Source organism: Sodalis sp. RH21, assembly GCF_047324175.1.
Taxonomy (GTDB): Bacteria; Pseudomonadota; Gammaproteobacteria; order Enterobacterales; family Enterobacteriaceae; genus Acerihabitans.
This window is the reverse complement of record NZ_CP178732.1, coordinates 5,944,577-5,968,090: the sequence shown is the minus strand read 5'-3', so window position 1 is coordinate 5,968,090 and position 23,514 is coordinate 5,944,577. Positions and strand designations below refer to the sequence as shown.

Annotated in this window: 18 protein-coding genes and 1 riboswitch; of the genes, 6 read left to right on the top strand and 12 right to left on the bottom strand. The window is 55.3% G+C overall.

Features of this window, described 5'->3' with window-relative positions; genetic code table 11:
* Positions 1 to 28: 28 nt before the first annotated feature.
* Together murI and btuB are read right to left on the bottom strand one after the other, a co-directional pair.
* Positions 29 to 919, bottom strand: a complete 891-nt coding sequence (murI, locus tag ACL2XP_RS27570; RefSeq protein ID WP_413736595.1) for a glutamate racemase — start codon at positions 917 to 919, stop codon at positions 29 to 31.
* Positions 864 to 2,744: a TonB-dependent vitamin B12 receptor BtuB gene (gene btuB / locus ACL2XP_RS27565; RefSeq protein ID WP_413736594.1), complete on the bottom strand. Its 1,881-nt coding sequence runs from the start codon at positions 2,742 to 2,744 to the stop codon at positions 864 to 866. The genes murI and btuB overlap by 56 nt, the downstream gene beginning before the upstream one ends.
* 69 nt (positions 2,745 to 2,813) lie before the next feature.
* A riboswitch (cobalamin riboswitch) is annotated at positions 2,814 to 3,004 on the bottom strand.
* A gap of 141 nt (positions 3,005 to 3,145) precedes the next feature.
* On the opposite strand from btuB, the gene trmA reads away from it, so the two are divergent.
* A complete protein-coding gene (gene trmA / locus ACL2XP_RS27560; RefSeq protein WP_413736593.1) occupies positions 3,146 to 4,267 on the top strand; it encodes a tRNA (uridine(54)-C5)-methyltransferase TrmA in 1,122 nt (373 codons plus the stop codon).
* Positions 4,268 to 4,312: 45 nt separating this feature from the next.
* Here the strand turns inward: trmA and ACL2XP_RS27555 are convergent, their stop codons facing one another.
* Together ACL2XP_RS27555 and fabR are read right to left on the bottom strand one after the other, a co-directional pair.
* Entirely contained in the window at positions 4,313 to 4,684 is a 372-nt protein-coding gene (locus tag ACL2XP_RS27555; protein WP_413736592.1) for a YijD family membrane protein, read from the bottom strand.
* A gap of 4 nt (positions 4,685 to 4,688) precedes the next feature.
* Positions 4,689 to 5,333 carry an HTH-type transcriptional repressor FabR gene (gene fabR / locus ACL2XP_RS27550; RefSeq protein WP_413736591.1) on the bottom strand — a complete coding sequence of 215 codons (645 nt, stop codon included), beginning with the start codon at positions 5,331 to 5,333 and terminating at the stop codon, positions 4,689 to 4,691.
* Between the two features lie 204 nt (positions 5,334 to 5,537).
* On the opposite strand from fabR, the gene sthA reads away from it, so the two are divergent.
* Entirely contained in the window at positions 5,538 to 6,938 is a 1,401-nt protein-coding gene (gene sthA, locus ACL2XP_RS27545) for a Si-specific NAD(P)(+) transhydrogenase (protein WP_413736590.1), read from the top strand.
* On the opposite strand, the gene oxyR is transcribed toward sthA, so the two are convergent.
* On the bottom strand, positions 6,921 to 7,838 hold the full coding sequence (gene oxyR / locus ACL2XP_RS27540) for a DNA-binding transcriptional regulator OxyR (RefSeq protein ID WP_413736589.1): 918 nt from the start codon (positions 7,836 to 7,838) through the stop codon (positions 6,921 to 6,923). The genes sthA and oxyR overlap by 18 nt on opposite strands.
* Before the next feature lie 149 nt (positions 7,839 to 7,987).
* On the opposite strand from oxyR, the gene ACL2XP_RS27535 reads away from it, so the two are divergent.
* Positions 7,988 to 8,725, top strand: coding sequence for a glutathione peroxidase (locus ACL2XP_RS27535; protein WP_413736588.1), 738 nt, complete (start codon positions 7,988 to 7,990; stop codon positions 8,723 to 8,725).
* Positions 8,726 to 8,786: 61 nt separating this feature from the next.
* Here ACL2XP_RS27535 and argH read toward each other — a convergent pair whose 3' ends face one another.
* From argH to argC, 3 genes are all read right to left on the bottom strand, one after another.
* On the bottom strand, positions 8,787 to 10,160 hold the full coding sequence (argH, locus tag ACL2XP_RS27530) for an argininosuccinate lyase (RefSeq protein ID WP_413736587.1): 1,374 nt from the start codon (positions 10,158 to 10,160) through the stop codon (positions 8,787 to 8,789).
* 71 nt (positions 10,161 to 10,231) lie between these two features.
* Positions 10,232 to 11,008: an acetylglutamate kinase gene (gene argB / locus ACL2XP_RS27525; RefSeq protein ID WP_413739312.1), complete on the bottom strand. Its 777-nt coding sequence runs from the start codon at positions 11,006 to 11,008 to the stop codon at positions 10,232 to 10,234.
* Between the two features lie 25 nt (positions 11,009 to 11,033).
* Positions 11,034 to 12,038, bottom strand: coding sequence for an N-acetyl-gamma-glutamyl-phosphate reductase (gene argC, locus ACL2XP_RS27520; protein ID WP_413736586.1), 1,005 nt, complete (start codon positions 12,036 to 12,038; stop codon positions 11,034 to 11,036).
* 256 nt (positions 12,039 to 12,294) lie between these two features.
* Here argC and argE point away from each other — a divergent pair, with 256 nt between their 5' ends.
* On the top strand, positions 12,295 to 13,446 hold the full coding sequence (gene argE / locus ACL2XP_RS27515) for an acetylornithine deacetylase (RefSeq protein ID WP_413736585.1): 1,152 nt from the start codon (positions 12,295 to 12,297) through the stop codon (positions 13,444 to 13,446).
* A 262-nt stretch (positions 13,447 to 13,708) separates the two neighbouring features.
* A complete protein-coding gene (gene ppc / locus ACL2XP_RS27510; protein ID WP_413736584.1) occupies positions 13,709 to 16,348 on the top strand; it encodes a phosphoenolpyruvate carboxylase in 2,640 nt (879 codons plus the stop codon).
* A 74-nt stretch (positions 16,349 to 16,422) separates the two neighbouring features.
* On the opposite strand, the gene metF is transcribed toward ppc, so the two are convergent.
* The 4 genes from metF to metB all read right to left on the bottom strand — a co-directional run bounded on the left by metF (position 16,423) and on the right by metB (position 22,536).
* A complete protein-coding gene (gene metF / locus ACL2XP_RS27505; RefSeq protein ID WP_413736583.1) occupies positions 16,423 to 17,346 on the bottom strand; it encodes a methylenetetrahydrofolate reductase in 924 nt (307 codons plus the stop codon).
* Positions 17,347 to 17,560: 214 nt separating this feature from the next.
* On the bottom strand, positions 17,561 to 18,781 hold the full coding sequence (locus tag ACL2XP_RS27500) for an ankyrin repeat domain-containing protein (RefSeq protein WP_413736582.1): 1,221 nt from the start codon (positions 18,779 to 18,781) through the stop codon (positions 17,561 to 17,563).
* Between the two features lie 156 nt (positions 18,782 to 18,937).
* Entirely contained in the window at positions 18,938 to 21,373 is a 2,436-nt protein-coding gene (locus ACL2XP_RS27495) for a bifunctional aspartate kinase/homoserine dehydrogenase II (protein ID WP_413736581.1), read from the bottom strand.
* Positions 21,374 to 21,375: 2 nt separating this feature from the next.
* Entirely contained in the window at positions 21,376 to 22,536 is a 1,161-nt protein-coding gene (metB, locus tag ACL2XP_RS27490; RefSeq protein ID WP_413739311.1) for a cystathionine gamma-synthase, read from the bottom strand.
* A 324-nt stretch (positions 22,537 to 22,860) separates the two neighbouring features.
* Here metB and metJ point away from each other — a divergent pair, with 324 nt between their 5' ends.
* The gene (gene metJ, locus ACL2XP_RS27485) at positions 22,861 to 23,178 is read left to right on the top strand and encodes a met regulon transcriptional regulator MetJ (RefSeq protein WP_413736580.1); all 318 of its coding nucleotides are present in this window, start codon (positions 22,861 to 22,863) and stop codon (positions 23,176 to 23,178) included.
* Positions 23,179 to 23,514: the final 336 nt, after the last annotated feature.

Sequence of the window (23,514 nt, the reverse complement as noted above, 5' to 3'; positions counted from 1 at the left end):
TGTAAAATATTCGCTAACCGCCGAAATATCATCCAATCCCATCCTGCATAGGCAATTTTTCCAGCGAAGCGAAGCCGTAGCGACGCAAAACCGGCACCAATTCCATGGCCTGGGGCGAAGCGATTAAGCAATAGGCCTGGTTTTCTTTGAGGACGCCGTCAACCGCCGCCGCAACGGTGATTTCATGGGCGATGAGCCACGCCGCGCGTTTGGCGATGGCTGACCCGGAATCGACCAGGCGGGTGCCGTCCGGCAACACCGCTTTAAGCTCATCGGCCAGTAAAGGGAAATGGGTACAACCCAAGACCACCGTGTCGGGCGGTTCAGGCAGCCTTAACCAGGGACGCAGGATTTTTTGCAGCAACGATAACTCTATGGTTTCGCCATGCAGTTTGGCTTCAGCCAACACGACCAGTTCCGCGGACCCCAAGGTAATGATATGGCAATCGGCGGCGAATTTGGCAATCAGATCGTGCGTATAGCTGCGATGCACGGTGCCACGGGTGGCCAATAGCCCTACGATACCGTTGCGGGTGAGCTTGGCCGCAGGCTTTATCGCCGGCACCACGCCGACGATGGGGCAATTAAAACGCTCGCGCAGGGAGGGCAGCGAAATGGTGCTGGCGGTATTGCAGGCCACAATCACCATATCCAACACATGCTGCCGCTGTACCGCGGCGACGATGGCAAGGACGCGCTCGACGATAAAATCCTCTGGCTTTTCGCCATAGGGGAAGGCTTCATTATCGAAAACGTATATATAGTGCGGGTCCGGCAGCAATTGCCGGACTTCATCATAAATGGATAAACCGCCCACCCCCGAATCAAAAATCAGGATAGTGGGCCGGTTAATCTTGCTACCGTCAGAAGGAATAAGTTCCTGTGAGATAAAATTCTCGTCCAGCGGTCTGGTAGCCATAAGCCGTCTCATACTCTTTGTCGAACAGATTGGCTATTCTACCACGAACCGTCAGGTGGGTGGTTAGCGGATAAGACGCGGCGATATCCCACAAGCTGACGCCGCCCATGCGCACCCGTTCCGACGTATTGTAGTTGGTGTCGTAACGCTCGCCCAGGTAACGGTAATTCATCGACCAGTCGATATCGGCCACCTGCCAATCCAATTGGTATTTAACCTGCTGCTTGGCGCGCCGCGCCAGGATTTGATTGGTGGTCGCATCACGGGGATCGAGATACTCCAGGGTTAACCGATGCTGCAGCGGGCCGGTATACACCGAACCGGTCCATTCCACGCCTTTAATGCGGGCCTTGCCGATATTTTTGTAGGTTTCGGTGGGCATATCATAATCAATCAGATTATCAATGTCGTTGCGGTAGGCCGAGACACGCCAGGTCAATGGACCGGTCAGGCCTTCCACCCCGCCTTCCCACTGCTTGCTCTCTTCGGGGTTCAAATCTTTATTGCCGCCAAACCCGCTATAAAGCTGGCTGAGATTGGGCCCTTTATAGGCCGTGCCATAGGAGCCGATCAACCGGTAGCCTTCGATAAACTCCCAGGCGGCACTGGTTTGCCAGGTGCCGTGCCAGCCGAACTGTGAATTATCATCGCCCCGTACCGCCCCCTCCAGCGTGACCGGGCCGAAAAGCTGCTGTGTCGTGGCATACAGCCCGGTATTGCGCTGCTCATAGCCGTCGGCCAGATAGCCTGTGCCGGGTTCGGTGGTTTGTTTTTGCCAGTCTACCCCGGCGCTGGCGGTGCCATGCGCTACTTGCAGCGTATTGCCCCATTGCACATTGTACTGTTTGGAATCGTCGAGGGTGGCGGACGCCGAATACGGGCCATATTTTGGATCGTAATTATAGTCCTGCGTGTGGTTGTAGCTGAAAATCAGCTGGGAAGCATAAATACCTTCCTGGAAACGCAATCCGGTGTCGTAGTTGCGGCTATAGAGCTGGCGGGTATCGGCCAGCGCATCGTAATGAGCCGGATCGTTATAGCCAAAAGTGCCGTCATAACCGCTGCGGTTGTCATAACCATAAGCGCGGGCAAAACCGCTGAACTGTTCATTAAAGTTATGATCCAGCGAGGCGAACAGCGCCTTGCTCATAAAGCCGTCGCGATCCGGCTGCGCGGGATCGCCATAGTTATCCGGCATATTCGCTTTCACATCAAAGCCATGGGTGTAGGTATAGTTACCGGCGACGGTGGCGGTGGTATCGTCCCCGAGTTTTTGCTGGGTGGACCCGTCATATGTCTGGTAACCATGGGACCCCATGCCGGCGCTTAGCGTGGTTCCCGGCTGTTCGCGGGTGGTAATGATATTGACCACGCCGCCGATGGCATCCGATCCGTACACCGCCGAACGCGGGCCGCGGATATATTCAATACGCTGTACCAGGGAGATGGGGATTTGGCTGAGATCGGAAGAACCGGAGATGCCGGCCTGATTCATCCTGACGCCGTCAATCAATACTAAAGCGTGGCTGGAGTTGCTACCGCGGATAAACAGGGAGCTTTGCTGTCCCAGGCCGCCATATTGGGCGATATCCACCCCCGGCAGGCGGCCGAGCGCTTCGGCCACCGATTTAATTTGGCCGCGGTCGATATCATCACGGGTAATAACGCTGTTAGGGGCCAGCACCGATGAAACCGGTTGGGGGAAACGGTTGGCGGAAACGACCATCGCCTCTGAACGGCTGTTTTGGGTATCGTTATCCTGCGCCCACCCAGAGAATGCCGTGACGGACAGCGCCACCAGCACGGTATTTTTCGTTTTAAACATTATGATAGCATCCAAATAATAGGACAGGATGCCGCAGGTCTCATGTTGAATAGCACGCGATAAACATGAATATTGCGACGAAATACCGGCAGGTTTTCGGGCTTGGGATGTGCGTAGTAGGCACCAGGCGACGACTTCCCATCAAAAAGACAGTGTCTGCTTACGCAATCGCCCTGAACTCCCCTTACCGCTGCGCGTCAGCTCCAGCTTGAACTGGATTCCCTTTTAACTCACATGAGACCGGGCGATAATCCTACAATCAAAGAGATAACAATGTCTATAACGCTAATTAACAAACTCTTTATAAACACGAACATGCTTGTGGCGCTGGACTTTAGCGGTTTACTCCCTACAATTCCCCGCCATTGGATAATAAAAGCGAATATCAACGAGAAAATATCATGACCACGCTGCCAATCGAATTATATGAAAACCAACTGGCGGAGAAAGCCGCGCGGCTGACGGAGATGATGGCGGCGTTCCAGGCCCCGGCAGTGGAAATTTTTCGTTCACCGGCGCAGCACTACCGCATGCGCGCCGAATTCCGGGTGTGGCATGAGGAGCAGGATCTCTATCACATCATGTTCGATCAACAAACCAAGGAGCGGATTCGTATCGATCATTTCGCCCCTGGCAGCGAGTTGATCAATCGGCTGATGGTGGCCATGATGGACGTGCTGCGTTCGTCCGAAGTGCTGCGCCGTAAATTATTCCAGCTCGATTATCTTACGGCGATGAGCGGCGAGGCGGTGATTACGCTGATTTATCACCGGCCGTTGGACGATGAATGGCGCGAACACGCCGGCTCTCTGCGCGCTGCGCTACGGGAGCAGGGTTTTGCGGTAAATCTGATCGGCCGCGCCACCAAGACCAAGATTTGCCTGGATCGGGATTATGTGGATGAGCGTTTGCCGGTTGCCGGCCGGGAGCTGATTTATCGGCAAATTGAAAACAGCTTTACCCAGCCCAACGCCGCGGTGAATATCCAGATGCTGGAGTGGGCGCTGTCCGCCACGCAAGGCGCGCAGGGGGATTTACTGGAATTATATTGCGGCAACGGCAATTTTTCGCTGGCCCTGGCGCGTAATTTCGAGCGGGTGCTGGCCACGGAAATCGCCAAACCGTCGGTTGAAGCCGCCCAGTTTAATATTGCAGCCAACCGCATCGATAACGTGCGTATTATCCGCATGTCGGCGGAAGAATTCACCCAGGCCATGCAGGGGGTGCGGGAGTTTACCCGCCTGAAGGATATCGATCTGGCGAGCTACCGCTGCGAGACTATCTTTATCGATCCGCCGCGCAGCGGGTTGGACGACGCCACGGTGAAGCTGGTGCAGGCTTATCCGCGTATTTTGTATATTTCCTGCAACCCCGAGTCCCTGTGCCGCAATTTGGCAACCCTTGGCGCAAGCCATGATATCGAGCGGCTGGCGCTGTTCGATCAATTCCCTTATACCCGCCATATGGAATGCGGCGTGCTGCTGACCGCGAAAAATATCAGCGGAAAACCCGCGTTGATTTAACGCTCCCGCCGCCCCGGGCATACTTGCCGGGGGCAAAGGCGAAACCTACAGTTCCCCGTCCTGGTTAAGCTTTCTCACCGTTTTCAGCCTGCGGCCAATCCAGAACACCAGGACCACCACCAGGATTGCCGGGACAAAATTGGAGCCGATGACCGGGTACTCCACGCGGATAATGGCGCTGTACATCAGCAGGCCCAGCAGGAAGCTGGCCGCCGCCAGCGAAGGAAAACCCTGCGGCATGGCGCGGTCGTGGTAATGATGGTGCAAGCAGTACACCGATAGCACCAGCGAAATCAGCGGGAAAATGGAAAAAGGCACGATGGAGCTGAATAAGGCCGAAAAGGAACCATTAATCGAAAGGCCGGCAATCAAAGCCAGTAACAGGGTGCCGGTTTCACCAAGGGGTTTTGTCATCATTTACCTACCTGCTTGCGTCAAGAGAGAGGGCGGTCGCCTTTTCCTGCTCCCGGCGATACCAATAAAACGCCCCTTTCGAAATCATCCGCAACTGTAATACCAAGCGCTCCTCAAGCTGCCGGCGCTGATTGTTGTCCACATCCAGCGCTTCCGCACCGGCGTTAAAGACGATGATGACCATCGCCTCGGCCTGCGCTTCGGTAAAACTGCGCGGCATATGGTTTTCAAGTTCAAGATAATCGGCGAGCTCGGCGATAAAATGCTGGATTTCACGGGCGACGGCGGCGCGGAATGCGGCGGAGGTGCCGGAACGCTCGCGCAGTAACAAACGGAACGCGTTGGGATTGTTGCCGATAAATTCCATAAAGGTGGCAACCGACGTGCGGATAACGCTGCCGCCTTTGGCGATACGCTGGCGGGCCTGGCGCATCAGTTGACGCAGCATCAGGCCGCTTTCGTCCACCATGGTGAGCCCCAGTTCGTCCACATCGCGAAAATGGCGATAAAACGAGGTGGGGGCAATACCGGCTTCGCGGGCAACTTCACGCAGGCTCAGGCTGGCAAAGCTGCGCTCGGCGCTTAGCTGGCTAAATGCCGCCTCAACAAGGGAACGCCGGGTTCGCTCTTTTTGTTGCGCTCTGACGCCCATAGTTCTGCCCAGCCCCACATAACCCATAAAAGAAACACTATAACAAAATTTGTTGCAACCGCGTTGATACAAACTATGAATTTTAGCGTAACAAGGGTAAGTAAGGGCACGTAAAGGTAATAAAAAGGCCGGTGGAGATTGGGTTATTCGGTCTACAATGTTACTTTAACGTTGTGATTTTGTATAAAAATAGGCTAGCCCGCTATGCAACCACATTACGACTATGATGCTTTGATCATCGGCTCCGGCCCGGGCGGTGAAGGGGCGGCAATGGGTCTGACGAAACAGGGCGCCCGCGTTGCGGTAATCGAACGCTACAATAGCGTCGGCGGCGGTTGTACCCATTGGGGGACCATACCGTCAAAAGCGCTCCGCCAGGCGGTAAGCCGCATCATCGAATTCAATCAAAATCCGCTGTATAACGGCGATGAGCGAGTGTCTCGTCCCAGCTTTGCCGATATTTTACATCATGCGGACGACGTGATTAAGCAGCAGATCCGGATGCGGCAGGGATTTTACGAACGCAACCAGTGCCGGATTATTACCGGCGACGCCAGTTTCCTGGATGCGCATACGCTCAATATCCATTACCCCGACAATACCTCCGAGACCCTGAGCGCCGCGCATATCATCATCGCCTGCGGTTCCCGGCCTTATCACCCGCAGGATGTGGACTTCACCCACCCGCGGATTTACGACAGCGACTCCATCCTGGACCTCAAGCACGATCCCCAGCATGTCATCATTTACGGCGCCGGCGTGATCGGCTGTGAATACGCGTCGATATTTCGCGGCATGAATGTCAAAGTGGATTTAATCAATACCCGCGATCGGCTGTTGGCCTTTCTGGATCAGGAGATGTCGGACGCGCTGTCCTACCATTTTTGGGAAAACGGCGTGGTTATCCGCCATAACGAAGAGTTCGAGCAAATCGAAGGCACCGCCGACGGCGTCGAGGTCCATTTCCGCTCGGGCAAACGGATGCGGGCGGACTGCCTGCTTTATGCCAACGGCCGCACCGGTAATACCGATTCGCTGGCGCTGGAAAACGTAGGGCTGGAGGCCGACGGCCGCGGGCTGATAAAAGTCAATAGCATGTACCAGACCGCCCTGACGCATATTTATGCGGTTGGCGATGTCATCGGTTATCCCAGCCTGGCGTCCGCCGCTTACGATCAGGGGCGTATTGCCGCGCAGGTGATTATTAAAGGCCAGGCCAACGTGCAGCTGATTGAAAATATTCCGACCGGGATTTACACCATCCCGGAAATCAGCTCGGTAGGGAAAACCGAGCAAGAATTAACCATGCTGAAGGTGCCGTACGAAGTGGGCCGGGCGCAGTTTAAACATCTGGCGCGCGCGCAAATCGTCGGGATGAATGTCGGCAGCCTGAAGCTGCTGTTTCACCGCGATACCCGCCAAATCCTGGGCATACACTGTTTTGGCGAGCGCGCCGCCGAAATCATCCATATCGGCCAGGCTATCATGGAGCAAAAAGGTGCGGGCAATACCATCGATTATTTCGTCAATACCACCTTCAATTACCCCACGATGGCCGAAGCTTATCGCGTAGCGGCGTTGAACGGGTTAAACCGCCTCTTTTAAATCGGTGCCCATATAGGCCTGCATATGCATGCGAATGGATTCCGCGAGCTGCTCATAACGCGCGCGCAGCGGGGAACCTGGGCGATAGACCAGCGCAATGGTGCGCTTTGGCTCCGGCTTGTAGCACTGCATATAGCAAACGCCATCGCGTTTACGCTCATTGGGCACCGCCAGCGACGGCAGCAAGGTGATGCCGCTGCCCGCCGCCACCATGTTACGCAGGGTTTCCAGACTGGTGGCGCGGAAATGCGTATCTTCATCGGCGCCGGCCTGGAAACAGAACCCCATGGCCTGATCGCGCAGGCAATGGCCGTCTTCCAGCATCAGCAGCCTTTCGCCCGCCAGATCCGACATCGGCACACGCTCGCGGTCCGCCCAGGGATGGCTGGCATATACCGCCAATTGCAGCGGCTCGTCGAACAGCGGAATTTCGATAAAGGGCTCGGACTCTTTTACCAGCGCCAGGATGGCGCAGTCCAGCTTGCCGCTGTCGAGCTGTAGCAGCAGCTGGCTGGTTTGCGCCTCGTGCAGATACATTTCCAGCTTGGGGTAGGTTTCATGTAGCGTCGGGATAATATGGGGCAGCAAGTAGGGGCCGACGGTGGGGATCAGGCCTATATGCAGCGGCCCGGACATGGACTCTCCCTGCTGACTGGCCATCTCACGCAATATTTTCACTTCCCGCAGCACGGTGCGCGCCTGATCCACCAGCAGCAGGCCCGCCTGCGTGAACAACACCTTGCGGCTGGTGCGTTCAAGCAGCATGACGCCCAGTTCATCTTCCAGCTTGCGAATCTGACCGCTGAGGGTCGGCTGGCTTACATGGCTGGCATCGGCGGCCCGTCGAAAATGACGATGCTCGGCCAAGGCCACCAGATATTCAAGATCGCGAATATTCATTAAATTCCTCCATGCCGCGATAGTTCGCGTCGATAGATAGGATAGCAATCAACGATTATCCCTATCAATAGTTAAAATCAATAATAAGCACCTCGCAGTGTGCCATGCTGTTGGTAATATTTTTTTTGCTTGTCTATTAAGGGGTTCGAATGTTTAGCAGTCAAGAAGGTAACAAAGTTCCATCAGTTGTTTTTCATACCCGCCAGAATGACAGCTGGGTCGACATCACTTCCGACGAAATCTTCAAGAATAAAACGGTGATCCTGTTCTCCCTGCCGGGAGCATTTACGCCCACCTGCTCCTCCAGCCATTTGCCCCGTTACAATGAGCTGGCCGGCTTGTTCCATCAGCATGGCGTGGATAGTATCGTTTGTGTTTCGGTTAACGATACGTTTGTCATGAACGCCTGGCAGGCCGATCAAAATGCGGAACATATTACGTTTATTCCCGACGGCAATGGCGAATTTACCAAAGGCATGGGTATGCTGGTCGAAAAAGCCGAATTAGGTTTTGGACCGCGCTCATGGCGTTACTCCATGCTGGTACGCGACGGCGTAGTGCAAAAAATGTTCGTTGAGCCGAACAAGCCTGGCGACCCGTTCGAAGTTTCCGACGCCGATACCATGCTGTGTTATCTGGCCCCGGAGTGCAAAGTTCAGGAATCCGTATCGCTGTTTACCAAACCCGGCTGCCCGTTCTGCGCCAAAGCCAAGCAGATGCTGCGGGACAACGGCATTCAATATGAAGAAATTTCATTAGGCAAAGACGCCACCACCGTCAGTCTGCGCGCCGTTACCGGCCGTTCCACCGTGCCCCAGGTCTTTATCGGCGGACGCCATATCGGCGGCAGCGAAGAGCTGGAAGCCTTCTTGCTGCAACCGGCCTGATTGGTCGCAGTCGATAAATACATCAGCGGCGGGCATAAATGCCCGCCGTTGACATTTGGGGTTACGCCAGGCGGTTTTTGGCCGCGGTGATGGCGTAAGCCACCTGCTGCGGCGACACCCCGCCTTTGGCCGAGCGTTTATCCAGGCAGGATTGCAGGGCCAGGATCGGATAGACATCGTCGGCAATCACTGCGCTGAACACCTGCAAATCCGCCAGCGGCAGGGCCTCCAGCGCTTTACCCTGGCGGATGGCCTCTACCACCGCCTCGCCGACGATATGATGGGCTTCGCGAAATGGCACCCCTTTGCCGACCAGATAATCGGCTAATTCAGTGGCATTGGCATACCCCTGCTGCGCCGCTTCCCGGCAGCGCGCGCGCTTGACCTGCAGGCCTTCCAGCACCAGCGCCGCCATATGCAGGCAATCGAGCCAGGTATCCAGCGCATCGAACAGGCCTTCCTTATCTTCCTGCATATCCTTGTTATAGGCCAGCGGCAGCCCTTTGAGAGTCATCATCATCCCGGTCAGGGCGCCCTGCACCCGGCCGCATTTGCCGCGAATCAGTTCCAGCGCGTCGGGGTTTTTCTTTTGCGGCATCAGGGATGACCCGGAGGTCACGCGATCGGATAATTCGATAAATGCCGCTTCCCCGGTGTTAAAGAAGATTAAATCTTCCGCGAAGCGCGAAAGATGGACCATGCTGATAGCGGCGTTGGACAGCAATTCCAGCACGTGGTCGCGATCGGAAACGCTGTCCAGGCTGTTGCGGGTCGCCGAAGCGAAACCCAGCCAGCCGGCCAATTGGTCGCGATCGATGTCGTAGGCGGTGCCGGCCAGCGCGCCTGAGCCCAATGGGCTGACATCAAGACGCTTTAGCGTATCTTGCAGGCGGCTTTCATCGCGGGCCAGCATTTCGGTATAGGCCAGGCACCAGTGGGCAAAGGTTATCGGCTGCGCGCGCTGAAAATGGGTATAACCGGGCATTACCGCGTCCTGGTTGGCCTCGGCGGTGTCAACCAGCGCCGCCTGGAGCTGCCTGACGGCCGCCAGCAGTGCGGATACCTGCATTTTGCACCATAACTTGAGGTCGGTGGCGACCTGATCGTTACGGCTGCGCCCGGTATGCAGCTTTTTACCCAGATCGCCGACTTTTTCGATTAAGCGCTGCTCCACCCAGCTATGTATATCTTCCGCGTCGCTGGCCAGGATGGAGTCGGGCGAAGCGCTTACCTCCTCCAGCAGAACGCCCAGCGCTTCTTCCAACCGCAACTGTTCGTCCGCCGTCAGAACGCCGACGGTTACCAACGCCTTCGACCAGGCCACCGAGCCGGTAATATCCTGCTCCGCCAGCCGGTAATCAAAGCGCAGCGAATCGTTAAGTAATTGAAAACGCCGATCCGCCGCCTGGCTGAAACGTCCGCCCCAAAGTGCCATACCGTACTCCCTTGATAACGTTTGATGCCGGGCGCGAACGCGCGCCCGGGAAATACGACGCAACCGGCGCGTCAGGCCAAAATGCGGGTGCCGATGGACTCGCCGTTGAATAAAGCCGGTAGTTGCTCCGCATGGCGCCAGCCGGCGATATCCACCGGCCGCCCCAAGGTACGGGCCGCATCGAGCGCGGCATTGACCTTCACAATCATCCCGTCGGTAATAATGCCCTGGGCGATCAGCTGCTCAGCTTTATGCGCCGTCATTTCGGGAATGCGCTGGCCTTTGCCGTCGAGAATGCCGCTGACATCGGACAGCAAAATCAAATCGGCGCCCAGCGTAGCGGCCAGGGCGGTGGCGGCCTGGTCGGCATTGACATTCATCAGTTCGCCTTGCGCCGTGATGCCAATCGAACTGACCACCGGCAGATAGCCGGCGCCAAGCAAAGTGGTTAACAGCGCCGCCGAACCGGGTTCCGCTTTACCCACATGGCCGAGTTTTTCATCCAGGGGAGTGACAGTGACGCTGTCCCCGTCGCCCAGGCAGAGGCCGACGGCCGGGATGGCATGTTTTTTCGCCCAGGCAAGCAGGGTCTTATTGGCCGTGCCGGCCAGCGCGCCGGTAATGATATCGATTTGGTCCGCGGGCGTAACCCGCAGTCCGTTGACCTTAACCACCGGCAGCGCCAGTTTTTTCATCAGGTCATCCACCAGATAACCCCCGCCATGGACAATCACCAACTGACGCTGGTGCTGCGCGCGGTAGCGGTCAAGCGCGGAAAACAATCGCTCCAGCGCCTCTTCGCTATCAAGCAATACGCCGCCTAATTTTATAATTAACGGATTCATTATTTTTTTATACCTCGTTGGCCCCGGTTCACAGCAGCGCCTGCGTTTGCGCAAAACCAAAGCGAATATTAGCGCACTGCACTGCCTGTGCGGCCGCTCCTTTTAATAAATTATCTTCTGTCGCCACCACCACCAAATGCTCCCCCTGCACGGCGAAGCCAATATCGCAAAACGGCAGACCCACCACCGCTTTCAATGCCGGCACTCCTTTGGCGTAGAGGCGTACCAGCGGCTTATCGTGATAAGCATTGTGGTAACACTCGGCAATATCCCCGGCCGTCACGCCGGCCTTCAGCCGGCAGGTGATGGTGGCCAGTATACCGCGGGGGAAATTACCTAGATGAGGCGTGAAAATAACCGGTATCCCCAGGTGGGCGGCGATTTCAGGCTGGTGGCGGTGGGTGAAAATACCATAGGGCTGCAGGCTGACCTCACAGACGCTGCTGGCCAGGGAAGCTTTACGGCCCGCCCCGCTGACGCCGCTGACGGCATTAATGACCGGCCATTGCGCATCGTTAAGCAGCCCGCCATCCACCAGGGGTTTGAGCGCCAACTGAGATGCGGTGGGGTAGCAGCCCGGCACGGCAATCAGCTGCGCCCGTTTTAAGGCTTCGCCCTGCCATTCCGCCAGACCGTAGACCGCCTGCGCCAACCAATCGGCATGCTGGTGTTCAAAACCATAATATTTGCGATAGAAGTCCGGCTGATTAACGCGAAAAGCGCCGGATAAGTCGAATACCACGCAGCCGGCCGCCAGAAATACCGGCGCCAGGTCATGACTGACTTCATGGGCGGTGGCAAGAAAGACCACATCCACCGTTTTGGCCGACTCGCCGGCATCGGTCAGCGGCTGTAGCGGCAAATCGACGATGCCTTTGAACTGGGGATGCAGATCGGAGAGCAATTTGCCGGCATCCGCACTTTGCGCTGAAACCGCTAACGCGGTTATATTCATATGCGGGTGACGATTCAGATAGGCCGCGAGTTCAGCTCCGGCATAACCGCTGGCACCGACAATCAGCGTATTCAGCATGACGTTTGTTCACCTTCTTGAGTAGCTTTATCAACGAGAAGGGATTCACAGCAACCATTAATAAAAATGTTATTAATTCATCCGGCAGCCGTTCGTCGCAAAAGCAACTGCGCTGTTTCGGCGTTTCGCTGTTCACCCGCGAGGTCAAGCGTAGTAGTCTGGTAATAATCCGTTTACTTTACGCTCAACGTTAGTGTATTTTTATTCACTATTATTGCATGAATATTGATACTATCCAAACCAAAGGCTGTCAACAGTGAAGATAAAATTACCCCCGTTTATTGAGTTATACCGCGAGTTGATCGCCACTCCGTCCATCAGCGCCACGGACAGCGCGCTGGATCAGAGTAATCAGACGCTAATCAATTTACTGGCCGGTTGGTTTACCACCCTCGGCTTCCAGGTCGATATCCAACCCGTTCCCGGAACCCGAAACAAATTCAATATGCTGGCCCGCATCGGCAGCGGCACGGGCGGTTTGCTGCTGGCCGGGCATACCGATACCGTACCTTTCGATGACGGCCGCTGGACGCGCGATCCTTTTACCCTGACCGAACAGAATAACAAGCTTTATGGCCTGGGTACCGCCGATATGAAGGGTTTTTTCGCCTTTATCCTCGACACCCTGCGCGACATAGACGGCAGCAAGCTGCAAAAACCGCTGTATATCCTGGCCACCGCCGATGAAGAAACCAGTATGGCCGGCGCCAGTTATTTTGCCCAATCCAGCCAACTGCGCCCCGATTGCGCCATTATCGGCGAGCCGACATCCCTGCAGCCGGTACGCGCCCATAAAGGCCATATGTCGAACGCGGTGCGCATACTGGGCCAGTCCGGGCATTCCAGCGATCCGGGCCTGGGCGTCAATGCCATCGAGCTAATGCATGAAGCGATTTCCCATTTAATGGTATTGCGCACGACGTTACAAGAACGTTATCACCATCCGGCTTTTGATATCCCCTACCCCACGATGAATTTTGGCCATATCCACGGCGGCGATTCCGCCAACCGGATTTGCGGCTGCTGCGAACTGCACATGGATATCCGTCCGCTGCCCGGCCTAACGTTAAGCGATCTGGACGGGCTGTTGACCCATGCCCTGGCGCCGGTAAGCGAGCGCTGGCCGGGCCGGTTAACCATCGAGACCCTGCATCCGCCGATCCCGGGCTATGAGTGTCCGGCGGACCATCGGCTGGTGGAAGTGGTTGAAAAACTTTTGGGCGTAAAAACCGATGTCGTCAATTACTGCACCGAAGCCCCTTTCATTCAGCAACTCTGCCCTACTCTGGTTTTAGGCCCTGGCTCCATTAAACAGGCCCATCAACCGGATGAATATATCGATACGGCCTTTATAAAACCGACGCGGGAATTAATTTCACAGGTGGTACAACATTTTTGCCTGCAATGATAATCAATAATCGATTCCGCGCGTTTTATCCGGTGGCCGCCGGTGGGTTAATGCGGTCGTCGGGGTCTAATTGCGCGTGTCATGATAAGTAATTCTTATAATTGATACATGTTATTAACTTTCAGGAATTGACGCGAACATGAGGTTTTATAGCGTGAATTGATGTCATTTGACGAATCTTAAGAACCATGGCTAGATAACGGTGGGTGATTTACGTCATTCGGGTGAAATAAATTTTCAGGTGAGTTGGATCAGGGTCCTTATGAACGAACAATATTCGGCAATGCGAAGCAACGTAAGTATGCTCGGGAAGCTTCTGGGCGACACCATAAAAGATGCGATGGGCGAGAATATCCTGGATAAGGTTGAAACCATCCGCAAGCTGTCAAAGTCCTCCCGTGCGGGTAGCGAATCGCATCGCCAGGAACTGCTTTCCACGTTACAGAATTTATCCAACGACGAGCTGCTGCCGGTTGCCCGCGCGTTCAGCCAGTTTTTGAATCTGACCAATACCGCGGAACAATTCCACGTCATTTCCCCTCACGGCGAAGCGGCGAATAACCCGGAAGGACTTGGCAAGGTATTTGCCCGCCTGAAAGAAAATAAACAGTTGGATGATAAAGATATCCGCGCCGCCGTGGAGTCGCTGTCGATTGAACTGGTGTTAACCGCCCACCCGACCGAAATTGCCCGCCGCACCCTGATTCACATGATGGTGGAAGTGAATAGCTGCCTGAAACAATTGGATCACGGCGATTTGGCGGACTACGAGCGCAAGCAAATTATGCGCCGCCTGCGGCAGTTGGTGGCGCAATACTGGCACACCGACGAAATCCGTAAAAACCGCCCCTCCCCGGTGGATGAAGCCAAATGGGGTTTCGCCAATGTGGAAAACAGCCTGTGGGAAGGCGTGCCGCAATATTTGCGCGAGCTGAACGAACAGCTGGAAACCGTATTTGGCTACAAGCTGCCGGTGGAAAACGTGCCGGTGCGCTTTACGTCCTGGATGGGGGGCGATCGCGACGGCAACCCCAATGTCACCGCCGATATCACCCGCCGGGTATTGTTGCTGAGCCGCTGGAAAGCCGCCGATCTGTTTTTGCGCGACATCCAGGTGCTGGTCTCCGAGCTGTCGATGACGGAATGCACCCCGGAACTGCGGGCGCTGGCGGGCGGCGATGAAGTACAGGAACCCTACCGGGTGGTCATGAAGCGCCTGCGCGCCCAGTTGAACGGCACCCAGAACTGGCTGTCCGCGAAGCTCAGGGGTGAACTGGTATTGCCGCCGGAAGACCTGCTGGAACATAACGATCAGTTATGGGCGCCTCTTTACACATGCTACCAATCGTTAAAAGCCTGCGGCATGAGCATTATCGCCAGCGGCCAGCTATTGGATACGCTGCGGCGCATTAAATGCTTCGGCATCCAATTGGTACGCATCGATGTGCGCCAGGAAAGCACCCGGCATACCGAGGCCCTGAGCGAAGTGACCCGTTATCTGGGCCTGGGGGATTATGCCAGCTGGTCGGAAGCCGATAAACAGGCCTTTTTGATCCGTGAACTGAATTCCAAGCGTCCGCTGCTGCCGCGCTATTATCAGCTCAGCGACGAGACGCGCGAAGTATTGGAAACCTGCCGGGTGATTGCCGATGCCCCGGAAGGGTCCATTGCCGCCTACGTTATTTCCATGGCGCGCACGCCTTCCGATGTTCTGGCGGTGCACTTACTGCTGAAAGAAGCCGGCTGCCAATTCACCCTGCCGGTGGCGCCGCTGTTCGAAACGCTGGATGATTTGAATAACGCCGATGACGTCATGAGCCAATTGTTGAGCATTGATTGGTATCGCGGCATTATCCAGGGCAAGCAGATGGTGATGATTGGTTATTCGGATTCCGCCAAGGATGCGGGAGTGATGGCCGCATCATGGGCGCAGTACCGCGCGCAGGACGCCTTGATCAAAACCTGTGAAAAAGTCGGCATTGCGCTGACCTTGTTCCATGGACGCGGCGGCTCCATCGGCCGCGGCGGCGCGCCGGCCCATGCGGCCTTGCTGTCGCAACCCCCCGGGAGCCTGAAAGGCGGTCTGCGCGTGACCGAGCAGGGCGAGATGATTCGCTTTAAATTTGGTTTGCCGGAAGTCGCTATCAGCAGCCTGGCGCTGTATACCGGCGCAATCCTGGAAGCCAATTTGTTACCGCCGCCGGAACCCAAGCAGGCGTGGCGCTCGCTCATGGACGATCTCTCTACCACCTCCTGCAATATGTATCGCGGTTATGTGCGAGAAAATCCCGATTTTGTGCCTTATTTCCGCTCGGCAACGCCGGAGCAGGAATTGGGTAAACTACCCCTGGGGTCACGTCCGGCTAAACGGCGGCCCACCGGCGGCGTGGAGAGCCTGCGCGCCATTCCCTGGATATTCGCCTGGACCCAAAACCGCCTGATGCTGCCCGCCTGGTTGGGCGCCGGCGCGGCGTTGCAAAAAGCGGTGGATGAAGGCAAGCAAAACGAACTGGAAGCGATGTGCCGCGATTGGCCGTTCTTCTCCACCCGCATCGGTATGCTCGAAATGGTATTCGCTAAATCGGATTTGTGGTTGGCGGAATATTATGACCAGCGCCTGGTGGACGAAAAATTATGGCCGCTGGGAAAACAGCTGCGCAAACAGCTCGCCGATGATATCAACGTCGTGCTGACCATTGCCAACGACGATCATCTGATGGCCGATCTGCCGTGGATTGCCGAGTCCATCGCGCTGCGCAATGTCTATACCGATCCGCTGAACGTGCTGCAGGCGGAGCTCCTGCATCGTTCGCGCCAGCAGGAACAACCGGACCCCCGGGTCGAGCAGGCATTGATGGTGACCATCGCCGGCGTGGCGGCGGGTATGCGTAATACCGGCTGATACCCATCCTCAAGTAAAAAAACCGGGCAGATTATCGCCCGGTTTTTTTATATTTTATACTCTGGTGAACCGGCTCAGCGGGTCGCCTGGACGGCGATCGGCGGCGCCATCTCCTGGGGGCGCACGCCCAAGGTATGGCAAATGGCATAGGTCAAATCGGCACGGTTAAGCGTATAGAAATGAAAGTCCTTCACGCCTTCGCGGCTGAGGATTTTCACCATATCCATGGCAATGGACGCCCCGACCATTTTGCGGGTTTCGGCATCGTTATCCAGCCCTTCGAACATGCTGGTCATCCAGTGCGGGACTTTTACATTGGTCATGGCGGCGAAGCGCTGAAGCTGCTTGAAATTGGACACCGGCAGAATACCGGGCACGATTTCGGTATCGATGCCGGTGGCCACGCAGCGATCGCGAAAACGCAGATAGCTTTCCACATCAAAGAAGAATTGCGTAATGGCCCGATTGGCCCCCGCATCTACTTTCTTTTTCAGGTTAATCAAATCAGATTGCGCACTCTTGGCTTCCGGATGCACTTCGGGATAAGCGGCCACGGAAATATCAAAATCCCCCACCTTCTTTAACAGCGTCACCAGATCCGAGGCATACATGGCCGGCTTACCGCCGCCCGGGGGTAAATCCCCGCGCAGCGCGACGATATGGCGAATACCGCTATGCCAGTAATCCTGCGCTATCCGCGTCAATTCCTCGGGGGTGGCGTCGATGCAGGTCAGGTGCGGGGCGGCATCCAGGCCGGTTCGTTCTTTAATATCCTTGATAATGCTATGCGTGCGATCGCGCTCGCCGGAGTTGGCGCCATAGGTCACGGAAACAAACGAGGGCTTAAGGTCGCTCAGGCGGTCGATGGATTGCCACAACGTTTGTTCCATTTCGCTGGTACGCGGCGGGAAAAATTCAAACGAGACATTGATATGACCCTGCAATTCGGCCAGATTTTGATTCAGGGCTTCCCGCTGATTGGCGTGAAAAAAACTCATACCTTTTCCTCATTACGCGTGGTGTAGTTCGCAGGGCGTGGAGCGCTCAATATCGTTCGTAGAGTACGGTTCACTTCACGTCGCCACGGCTGGTCGGCTATATGCGTCTATACGTTTAGACGTCTAAATAGAATTTGACCGAAATCAGTTGCCGAGTCAACATAATCATAGGATTCGATAGGGACAATTATTCAAGCATAATGAGAAAGTTTCATCATATAAAGCCAACCACCTGGCTTCTTTGGCTTTGGAGCATATGGATAAGTTGATTGGCGATATCCATATTGCCATTCACCACCGCAATCTGCAAAGCGGTGCATCCATGTCCGTTCCGGGCATGGAGATTGAGGCCTGGGTGGCGCAGCAACTGGGCGAGCACCGCGGTGCTGCCGATGGAGGCGCATTTATGCAGTGCAGTCCAACCCCATTTATCGATCATGTTTGCATCGATGCCCGGTTTATCAAGCAATAGCGAAACCAGATGCCGGTTGCCATTCGCCGTGGCATGATGCAGGGGAGTCCAGCCGCACTCGTTGGCATCATTCACATTGATGCCAGGATGATTAAGCAACCGTTTCACAATGCCTTCATACTCCCTTTCTACGGCAATATTCAAAGGCGTCCACCCCCTTTTATTCACCGGATTGACCGCAATATCGGCTCTGTTCAACAGGTTAGCCACAATGGATTCATGCCCGAAGCTCACCGCAATCATCAATGCCGTGTCGCCAAAGTGATTCTTGGCGTTCACATTAAGTTGCTGTTTACCCAGGAGCAGGGCGCAAATATAATCATAGCCGCGCAAGGCGGCTAATTGCAACGGTGTGCAATCGTTATTGTAGGTGGCATTGATATCAATATTCGGGCTTTTTAATAGCCGCGAAATTACGCTTTCAAATCCATAAAATAGCGCCAGATATAATGCCGTATTTCCATTTTCATCACGCGCATTTACATTTATTTGTGGGTCATTAATAAGCTCTTCTACAATTTCATCATGACAAAAAATTACCGCCTGGTGTAAACGATTGTCAAAAGGTCTACAGAGCAGCGGCCTCTCATTTACCATACCCGAGACGCTGGATTTAGGGGGTGTGATGGCCGGGGAAGATCGGCTGGTCGAGGGGCCGTGCGCAGAATAACCGTCCTTGTGCCCTACCACGGTCGGAATCACGGTCGGAATCACGGTCGGAATAATGCTGGAAATGGAGGCAATCGGAGTAAAATTCCCGGTCGTCTCCTCGTTCAACCGGCTGTTCCCCGTCAACGCCATTCGCCCTCCGCTTTCGCTATGATTATTTAAGGTCACCGTACTGGTGGCCGCGGATTTTATTTCCAGTCGCATTTTTTTATTAATGGGATTTGACGAGTGTCCGTCTGAACAATCTAAATTATTGTCCCGGATGACTTTATCTATAGGGGTTATGTTATTCATAGTGATTTACGTTCAGTTATTTACAGGGATCGACAGGATAAACAACCGAAAATAAACCTTCAAATATAAGTTTGGCAGTAACTCTTTTAAGAAAAAAAATATTTAAGTTGGGACAAATACAGGGTACATTCGCAAGCGCGGATATACCCTGGAGTATTACAACAATTGTGCCAGTCGGTTCAAGTCGGATTGTATCGCACCGGCGGTAACGTCCCTTCCCGCACCCGGGCCGCGTATCACCAGCGGATTATCACGGTACCAACGGCTTTCGATGGCAAAAACATTATCGCATGGCAACAAGGATGCGAGCGGATGCTCCTGCCTGACGGCCTCGACGCCGACCCGCGCTTTACCGTTCGCGTCGAACCGCGCGACGTAGCGCAACACCAGCCCCATTTCATTGGCCGCTTCCAGGCGCTGCACCATTTGTTGATTCAGCGCCTCGCCGTCTTCGAAGAATTGATCCACCGATCCCAGCACGCTGTCCGGCGAAACCAGCGACTCCACCCGCACCTGGTTCGGTTCGATTTCATAGCCCGCTTCCCGCGCCAGGATCACTAATTTACGCATCACATCCTGCCCCGATAAATCCACGCGGGGATCGGGTTCGGTGAGTCCCTGCTGCCAGGCCTGCTCCACCAGTTCGGTAAAGGGAACCGTGCCGTCGAACTGTAAAAACAGCCATGACAGCGTGCCGGAAAAAATGCCGCTGATGGACAGAATGCTATCACCGCTATCGCGCAAATCGCGCACCGTATGGTTTACCGGCAGTCCGGCCCCCACGGTGGCGTTATATAACCAATGGCGGCCGGTTTTGGCGAAAGCATCGCGGATTTGCCGGTAGTTGTCGCCGCCGGAGGCCCCCGCCAGCTTGTTGGCGCTGATCACATGAAAACCATAGCTGGCAAAATCCAGATACTGGTCGGCCAGGGTCTCGCTGGCGGTAACGTCCAGTACCACTAAATCGTCATAGGGATGCGCGCGCATCCACAAAAACAGGTCTTCCGGCTCCTGCTCGATGGCCTCGTCCCCAAAGAAGGCCAGCGCCCGGCTGGCGTTTAGTCCCTCGTAGCTGAGCAGGCTGCGGCGACTGTCAACCACGCCGCTCAGAATAAATTCAAAACCGGTGCGCGCCGAGAGGCTCTCTTGTTCCCGGGCAAAGAGCTCCAGCCAGCGCGACCCGATATTGCCCTTGCCAAATAAAATCAGGCCGATACGTTTTTCAGCCCGGAACAGCGATGTGTGTAATCCCTGCACCACATGTTCGGTGGGGCCGACCCGCAACACCGCCACCAGGCTGATGCCGTCTTCCGCTTGCCAGAAAAATTCGACCGGCTGATACTTCAATTGCTGGTAAAAACGGTGGCAGTGCAGCGGATTTTTCGCCACGCCCGCGCCGACCATCGCGACCAGCACCAAGCCCTCACGCAAGTGCAATTGCCCCGGCAGATCCGCCTGTTGCAGGATCTGGAAGACACTGTTGACCACCTCGGAGGTATAGCACAGTTGCAGCAGCCGCCGATCCCGATGGGCGCCCACGGCCAAGGGTTTGATCTGCGCGCGCTTTAACGCCAGTTCGAGTTCTTTTTGCGCGAGGTTGAAATCATGCTGCGCCGCCACGGTAAGTTCGATCAGGCAGACGTCATCGTGGCTGGTGACGATTTTCGCCCCGGTTCCCGACGCCAGCACCCTTTCAATCCGGGTCGAACCCTGCTCGGGCTGATAGCTGCAGCGCAACAATAAATCAATGTTGCTGCCGGACACCGGTTGCAACGTGCGGGTATGCAATACCGGCGCGGCCAGGCGCGCCAGCTCGCTGGCTTCATCCAGCCGCAGCAGGGGCAACAAACAGGCATCTTTCACTTTACGCGGATCGGCGCTGTAGACCCCGGCCACGTCACTCCATATGGTCACGCGCGCCACGCCGGCCAATGCGCCGATTTGGGTAGCGGAATAATCGCTGCCGTTACGCCCCAGCAATACGGTTTCCCCCGCCTGGTTACGGCAAATAAAACCGGTAACCACCAGGCGCTTATTGGGATATTGGGTTAATAGTTGCTGTAATAACGGCCAGGAGCGGCCTTCATCTACCTGGGGTTGGGCTGCGTGTTCCGCCCGCAGGAAATCGCGGGCATCCAGCCAGATCGCGTCGATATCCTGCCGGTTGAGCACCGCCGCCATTAACCGCGCCGACCAGATTTCGCCATGGCCCACCACTTCGGCATATACGGCATCGGTGATTTGACCGTCCAGCAGCACCGCCAGCCGTTCCAGATCCGCCACAAACTCCGCCATCATTTGCTCCGCCAATTCGGGCGATAACAAGCCGCAGAACAATTGATGCTGATAACGGCGTAAAGTCTGCTGGACCTGATGCGCGGAAAGACGATCGGTCTGACTAAGCTTCAGCCAGCTGATAAGCTGGTTGGTTGTGGTGCCCGCAGCGGAAACCACCATGAGATCGCCGGGATGGCTATATTCGGCCATGATGCCGGCTACCCGTTGGTAGCACTTCACATCGGCCAAGCTGCTGCCGCCAAATTTATGCAGTTGCCTGCCGGTCAAGCGTACCGTTGCTCCAAGAGAACTCATACTTACCTCTTCACCGCCGCCTGGAAAGCCTGTTCCAGATCGGCAATTAAATCTTCACTGTCCTCGATACCCACCGATAGCCGTAATAACGTCTCGGAGATGCCCGCGGCGGCGCGCGCTTCAGGCGCCATGCCCGCATGGGTCATGGTGGCGGCGTGAGATATCAGGCTTTCTACACCGCCCAGGGATTCGGCCAGGGTAAACAGCTCCAGGCTGGCGAGAAAACGGCGCAGCACGGATTCATCCCCGTTTAGTTCGAAGCTCAGCATGGCGCCGAACCCCTTTTGCTGGCGGCAGGCAATGTCATGGCCGGGGTTTTCCGGCAGGCCAGGATAATACAGCTTTTTCACCAGGGGTTGTTGCTGTAAATACGTCACAATGTCCCCGGCATTGCTTTGCTGCTGCCGGATACGCGGCGCAAGCGTGCGAATGCCGCGTAATAACAGATAGCTATCGAACGCCGAGCCGGTTACGCCGATATTATTGGCCCACCACGCGAGCTCCGTGGCCAGGGCGTCATCTTTGGCAATTACCGTGCCGGCGACCACATCTGAATGGCCATTGAGATATTTGGTACAGGAATGCACCACCAAATCGGCGCCCAATAGCAGCGGCTGCTGTAACGCCGGGCTCATAAACGTATTATCCACCACGCAAATAGCGCCTTTTTGATGGGCCGCCTGGCAAATCGCGGCGATATCCACCACCCGCAGTAGCGGATTGCTGGGCGTTTCAATCAGTACCAGTTTGGGATTTTCGTCCAGCGCCGCCCGTAACGCCGCGTCATCGCCCTGGTCAACGAACTTGACCCGGTACGCGCCGCGTTTACTCAAGCTATCGAATAGGCGATAGCTGCCGCCGTAACAATCATGGGGGGCCACCAGCAGATCGCCGGGTTGCAAAAAGACGGTGCAGACCAAATGAATCGCCGACATGCCGCTGCTGGTCATGACCGCCCCCGCGCCGCCTTCCAATTCCGCCAGCGCGCGCTGCACAACATCGCGGGTCGGATTACCGCGCCGGGAATAATCATGGGCCCGTGGCTGATTAAAATCGGTAAAATTATAGGTGCTGGAAAGCGTAATCGGGGGAACGACGCAGCCGAACTGTTCATCATTATTCAACCCGCTGCGAACTGCAATGGTGGCCTGCTTGCGCGTCATGTACTCGCATCCTGACTGTTGCTGAAGAGTGGAGGTGAAAGAGTAAACCGCCCAGAGATAGACGTCAATACATCTGGACATCTAAACTTCTTTGCGTATAGATTGAGCAATGCATTAATAACAGCTAAAATTATGAGGGTTTTAGGTGTTAAAATCTAATCCACTTTTACCCCTACCGAACGGCCGGGTCGAGAGCGGAGCGATACGAAAAGTTTATAAATCGCAAAATACGCGGGCATTAAGTAGTGGGAAAGATGCAGTTACGGCATAATCAGCTCGTTTTTAGCATATTATATTCATTTAATGAGAACATTAAGGTATCCCATGGCGGAATGGAAAGGCGAATATGTCAGCCCTTATGCTGAACATGGTAAAAAAAGTGAGCAGGTAAAAAAAATTACGGTATCCATTCCGCTGAAGGTTCTGAAGATCCTTACCGACGAACGAACCCGGCGGCAGGTCAATAATTTGCGCCATGCCACTAACAGCGAGCTGCTTTGCGAAGCGTTCTTGCATGCTTTTACCGGTCAGCCGCTACCTGATGATAACGATCTGCGTAAAGAACGCAGCGATGAAATTCCTGAAGTGGCCAAGGAGATGATGCGCGAAATGGGCATCGATCCGGAAACCTGGGAATACTAAAAACCGACGAAAATGGAAGTGGCGCGAACGGGAAGTTATCACGGCCCGCGCTGCTGCCATTGGCAGCGGTTATGCCGTTAAACACTATTTAAACGGCGTTTTTGAGGGGAAAGTATGGTCATCGCCGTTTCCCTGCGGCTATCATGAACAGCCATTACCCCTGGCAGGCTTTTGCGATGAACCCACTATTCTCCCCCTCTCTCCATGGCTTCATGACTTCACTGTGCAAACCCGGACACTCATATCTGCCCGCGCCTCCATTATTTCATGCGCATCAACGCCTGAAATCGGCGAGTAATTGCCCATTATCCCCGGCCATGGTAACCGCGAACGCCG

Bases quoted from the DNA above. Each gene is read 5' to 3' on its own strand.
- btuB (WP_413736594.1), bottom strand. From the start codon at position 2,744: ATGTTTAAAACGAAAAATACCGTGCTGGTGGCGCTGTCCGTCACGGCA.
- trmA (WP_413736593.1), top strand. From the start codon at position 3,146: ATGACCACGCTGCCAATCGAATTATATGAAAACCAACTGGCGGAGAAA.
- metF (WP_413736583.1), bottom strand. From the start codon at position 17,346: ATGAGTTTTTTTCACGCCAATCAGCGGGAAGCCCTGAATCAAAATCTG.
- metB (WP_413739311.1), bottom strand. From the start codon at position 22,536: ATGACGCGCAAGCAGGCCACCATTGCAGTTCGCAGCGGGTTGAATAAT.
- argH (WP_413736587.1), bottom strand. From the start codon at position 10,160: ATGGCACTTTGGGGCGGACGTTTCAGCCAGGCGGCGGATCGGCGTTTT.
- ACL2XP_RS27535 (WP_413736588.1), top strand. From the start codon at position 7,988: ATGTTTAGCAGTCAAGAAGGTAACAAAGTTCCATCAGTTGTTTTTCAT.
- oxyR (WP_413736589.1), bottom strand. From the start codon at position 7,838: ATGAATATTCGCGATCTTGAATATCTGGTGGCCTTGGCCGAGCATCGT.
- murI (WP_413736595.1), bottom strand. From the start codon at position 919: ATGGCTACCAGACCGCTGGACGAGAATTTTATCTCACAGGAACTTATT.
- sthA (WP_413736590.1), top strand. From the start codon at position 5,538: ATGCAACCACATTACGACTATGATGCTTTGATCATCGGCTCCGGCCCG.
- ACL2XP_RS27495 (WP_413736581.1), bottom strand. From the start codon at position 21,373: ATGAGTTCTCTTGGAGCAACGGTACGCTTGACCGGCAGGCAACTGCAT.
- argC (WP_413736586.1), bottom strand. From the start codon at position 12,038: ATGCTGAATACGCTGATTGTCGGTGCCAGCGGTTATGCCGGAGCTGAA.
- fabR (WP_413736591.1), bottom strand. From the start codon at position 5,333: ATGGGCGTCAGAGCGCAACAAAAAGAGCGAACCCGGCGTTCCCTTGTT.
- ACL2XP_RS27555 (WP_413736592.1), bottom strand. From the start codon at position 4,684: ATGATGACAAAACCCCTTGGTGAAACCGGCACCCTGTTACTGGCTTTG.
- ACL2XP_RS27500 (WP_413736582.1), bottom strand. From the start codon at position 18,781: ATGAATAACATAACCCCTATAGATAAAGTCATCCGGGACAATAATTTA.
- ppc (WP_413736584.1), top strand. From the start codon at position 13,709: ATGAACGAACAATATTCGGCAATGCGAAGCAACGTAAGTATGCTCGGG.
- metJ (WP_413736580.1), top strand. From the start codon at position 22,861: ATGGCGGAATGGAAAGGCGAATATGTCAGCCCTTATGCTGAACATGGT.